Origin of the sequence: Methylopila musalis, from assembly GCF_042679725.1 — a bacterium.
GTDB lineage: Bacteria > Pseudomonadota > Alphaproteobacteria > Rhizobiales > Methylopilaceae > Methylopila > Methylopila musalis.
In genome coordinates, this window is sequence record NZ_JBHTMX010000220.1 from 1 (window position 1) to 4,414 (window position 4,414).

Sequence of the window (4,414 nt, forward strand, 5' to 3'; positions counted from 1 at the left end):
CGACCGCGCCGAGCCAGGTGGCGCCGAGCGCCGGCGCATGGACGCAGCCCGCCGCCGGAGCGCCGTCGATCACGAGCCCCACATTCACCGTGAACTCGCCGTTGCGCGCCAGGAACTCGCGCGTGCCGTCGAGCGGATCGACCAGCAGGAACACGGACGGCGCCTGCGCCGGCGCGCCGTCCCGGGACGAGGCCTCCTCCGCCACCACCGCGACGCCCGGCAGCAGCCGGGCGAGCCCCGCCAGCAGAACCTCCTCCGCCCGCTCGTCCGCGGCCGTCACCGGGCTGCGGTCGCCCTTCTCGCGCACGGCGATCGCCTCGGCGTCGTAGATGTCGAGGATGACGCGGCCGGCCTCGGCGCAAAGCTCCGACAGGGCTGCGAGCAGGCGGGCGTCGAGGGCGGGAGCGGTCATGGGGGCGGAGCCTCTAGGGGCGGAAGGCGGACCGCGCCTTGAGGGCGACGGCGCGGGCGTGTATCAGGCGAAGTGGCCCCAAAGGCCTTATGCGAGTCGCCTCGCGTGACGATGGTTCATCCCAAGCCTTGGCAGGAGCCTCCATGTCAACCTCCGACTCCGAGCCGTCCTCCGGCGTCATCACGCTCGACGGGCTGGACCTCGCGGCGCTGATCGCGAGCCGCGTCTGCCACGACGTCATCAGCCCGGTGGGCGCCATCGTCAACGGCCTCGAGATCCTCGAGGACGAGAAGGACGAGGGCATGCGCGGCTTCGCCTTCGACCTGATCAAGAAGAGCGCGGCGCAGGCCTCGGCCCGGCTGCAGTTCTGCCGCATCGCCTTCGGCGCGGCGGGCTCGGCGGCGGCGGTGCTCGATCTCGGCGACGCCGAGCAGGTGGCCCGCGGCTTTATTGAGGACCAGAAGACCAAGCTGGTCTGGGAGGCGAAGCGCCAGCTCCTGCTGAAGAACAAGGTGAAGCTGCTGCTGAACCTCGTTCTGGTCGCCACCACCACCATTCCCCGCGGCGGGGTCATCACCGTCACGTCGGAAGGCGACGGCGACGACCACACCTCGTTCCGCATCTCCGCCACGGGCCCCACCGCCCGCGTGCCGGTGAACGTGGTGGACCTGCTCGCCGGCCGCGCGCCGGAGGATCGGGTCGACGCCCATGTGATCCAGCCGTTCTACGCCGGCCTCGTCGCCCGCGCCGCCGACATGGCGGTGACGATCGAGGCGGAAGGCGACGGCGACACCATCGTCACCCGCGCCGTTCCCGTCTCCGCCTGACCGGGCGAGGACGAAACGCGAAGACCGCGAGTCGAATCAAGCACTTGGAACGAATCGCGAATTTCGCCCCGATCGCCGATTCGCCCCGCCTTCGTTCCAGACCCGTTCCAGTTTTCGTGAGGCCCGCGGGACTCGTTTCGCGTGCATCCGCGCCGGCCCGGATGCTAAGGAACGGTGAATGACCGACGTCGCCGATCTCGCTCCGGCTCCCGCGTCCGACCTGCTGGCGCCCGCGCGCGGCCGGGGCGTGACGGCGGTCCTGGGGCCCACCAACACCGGCAAGACCCATCTCGCCATCGAGCGCATGGCGTCCCACGGTTCGGGGCTTATCGGCCTGCCGCTGCGGCTGCTGGCGCGCGAGGTCTATCAGCGGCTCGTGGAGAAGGTGGGGGCGGCCAAGGTCGCGCTCGTCACCGGCGAGGAGAAGATCAAGCCCCACGGCGCCCGCTACTGGGTCTGCACCGTCGAGGCCATGCCGCGCGATCTCGACGTGGATTTCGTGGCGATCGACGAGATCCAGCTCTGCGCCGATCTCGACCGCGGCCATGTCTTCACCGACCGGCTGCTCAATCTGCGCGGCCGCTACGAGACGCTGGTGCTGGGCGCCGCCACCATGCGCCCGCTGGTGGAGAAGCTGCTGCCCGGCGCGCATGTGATCACCCGGCCGCGCCTGAGCCAGCTTCTGTTCGCGGGCGAGCGCAAGATCACCCGGCTGCCGCCGCGCTCCGCCATCGTCGCCTTCTCGGCGGACGAGGTCTACGCCATCGCCGAGCTGGTGCGCCGTCAGCGCGGCGGGGCGGCGGTGGTGCTGGGCGCGCTCAGCCCCCGCACCCGCAACGCCCAGGTCGCCATGTATCAGGCGGGCGACGTGGACTACCTCATCGCCACCGACGCGGTGGGCATGGGCCTCAATCTCGACGTGGACCATGTGGCCTTCGCCGGCGACCGCAAGTTCGACGGCCACCAGTTCCGGCGGCTGAACCCGTCGGAGATCGGCCAGGTCGCCGGCCGCGCGGGCCGCCACCTGCGGGACGGAACCTTCGGCACCACCGGCCGCTGTCCGCCGTTCGAGCCGGAGCTGGTGGAGCGGCTGGAAGGCCACAGCTTCGAGCCCGTCCGGGTGCTGCAGTGGCGGAACGGGCGGCTGGACTTCGCCTCGGTCGGCGCGCTGGTGGATAGCCTCTCGCGTCCACCGGCGGAGGCCGGGCTCACCCGCGCGCCCGACGCGGACGACCTGAAGGCCCTGATCCACCTCGGCCGCGACGCGCAGGTGCGGGCGGCGGCGCGTGGCCCGAAGATGGTGCGCCTGCTGTGGGAGGTGTGCCAGGTTCCGGACTATCGGAAGATCGCGCCGGCGCAGCACACGGAACTGCTCGCTGAGCTCTATGGTTTTCTCAGCCGTCCGGGTATGGTCCCGACCGACTGGTTCGCCCGGCACGTCGCCTTGACGGATCGCGCGGATGGGGACATCGACACGCTATCCGCGCGCATCGCGCATATCAGGACCTGGACGTTCGTCGCCAATCGAGCCGATTGGCTGGACGATCCCGACCATTGGCAAGGAGTGACGCGCAGCGTCGAGGACAGGCTTTCGGACGCGCTGCACGAGCGGCTCGCCCAACGGTTCGTTGATCGCCGCACCAGCGTGCTCATGCGCCGCCTCAGGGAAAAGGACATGCTCGAGGCCGAAATCAACAAGGACGGCGACGTGGTCGTCGAGGGACACCATGTCGGGCGTCTCGCGGGCTTCCAGTTCGCGCCGGATTCTTCGGCCGACACCGTGGAGGGCAAGGCGCTGCGCGCCGCGGCCGCCAAGGCGCTGGCCGGCGAGATCGACGCGCGGGCCAACCGCTTCGCCAATGTGGGCGACGGCGACATCGTGCTCGCCTCCGACGGCGCGGTGCGCTGGCAGGGCGAGCTGGTGGGCCGGCTGGTCAAGGGCGACAAGACGCTCGCGCCGCGCGTGCGGGTGCTGGCCGACGACCAGCTCACCGGCGCCGCCCGGGAGCAGGTGGACAAGCGCCTCGACCTCTGGATCCGCAGCCATGTCCAGCGCCTGCTCGGGCCGCTGGCCGCGCTCGAATCCGCGGAGGACGTGACCGGCGTCGCCCGCGGCGTCGCCTACCAGCTTGTGGAGGAGCTGGGCGTGCTCGACCGCGCCCGCGTCGCCGACGAGGTGAAGGGGCTGGAGCAGGACGCCCGCGCCTCGCTGCGCAAGCACGGCGTGCGCTTCGGCGCCCATCACATCTATCTGCCCACGCTGATGAAGCCGGCGCCGCGCGCGCTCGCGGCCCAGCTCTGGGCGCTGGCCCACGGCCACGACACCGACTCCAAGGTGGACGACATCGCCCATCTGGCCGCCTCGGGCCGCACCTCGATCCCCGCCGACACGGAGGTCGACAAGGGCCTCTACCGCGCGCTCGGTTACCGGGTCTGCGGCGAGCGGGCGATCCGCGTGGACATTCTGGAACGGCTGGCGGACCTCATCCGTCCCGCCATCGCCTGGAAGCCGGGCCAGAGCGGCTCGGCGCCCGCCGGCGCCGCCGATGGCAACGGCTTCACGGTGACGGTCGCCATGACCTCGCTCGCGGGCTGCTCGGGCGAGGACTTCGCCGCCATCCTGCGCGCGCTCGGCTATCGCATGGAGCGCAAGCCCAAGCCGACCGCGCCGGCGGAGGCCGCGCCCATCGGCGAGACGGCGCCTGCGGCCGAGGACGCCGCTTCGGCCGAGGACGCGGTTTCGGCTGAGGCGACGGACGTGACGGTCGCCGACGCCGTTGCGGCCGATGCGGTCGACGCGACGGACGAGCCGTCGCCGGACGTCGCCGAGACGTCGCCGGACGCGGGCGACACGCCGGTGTTCGACGTGGCCTCCGAGGCGCCGGCGCTGGTCGATCCGGTGGCGGACGAGCCCGAGCCGGAGACGGTCGACGCCATCGAGGCGGAGGACGCGATCGAGACCGTGACCGACGAGGTTGCGGCCGCGGAGACGTCCGATGAAGCGGTCGCGGCGGACGCCGGGACCGTGACGGCGGAGGCCGCGGTCGCCGACGCCACGGCGACGGAGACCGCGGCGCCGGCCGAATCGGCTGAGCCGGAGTTCATCGAGGTGTGGCGTCCGGGCGGCTTCGGCCGCCGGGACCGGCCGGAACGCGGCGGTCGCGACCGTCGGCCG

General features: G+C 72.1%; 3 protein-coding genes. 2 read left to right on the forward strand and 1 reads right to left on the reverse strand.

Annotated features, from left to right (window positions below; translation table 11 throughout):
- Positions 1–412 (reverse strand): 3'(2'),5'-bisphosphate nucleotidase CysQ family protein (locus ACFQ4O_RS15480; RefSeq protein ID WP_378776922.1); only part of this gene is annotated, 412 nt, incomplete at its 3' end.
- Positions 413–555: 143 nt separating this feature from the next.
- On the opposite strand from ACFQ4O_RS15480, the gene chpT reads away from it, so the two are divergent.
- A complete protein-coding gene (gene chpT / locus ACFQ4O_RS15485) occupies positions 556–1,239 on the forward strand; it encodes a histidine phosphotransferase ChpT (protein WP_378776924.1) in 684 nt (227 codons plus the stop codon).
- 178 nt (positions 1,240–1,417) lie between these two features.
- On the forward strand, positions 1,418–4,414 hold a 2,997-nt coding region (locus ACFQ4O_RS15490), incomplete at its 3' end, for a helicase-related protein (RefSeq protein ID WP_378776926.1).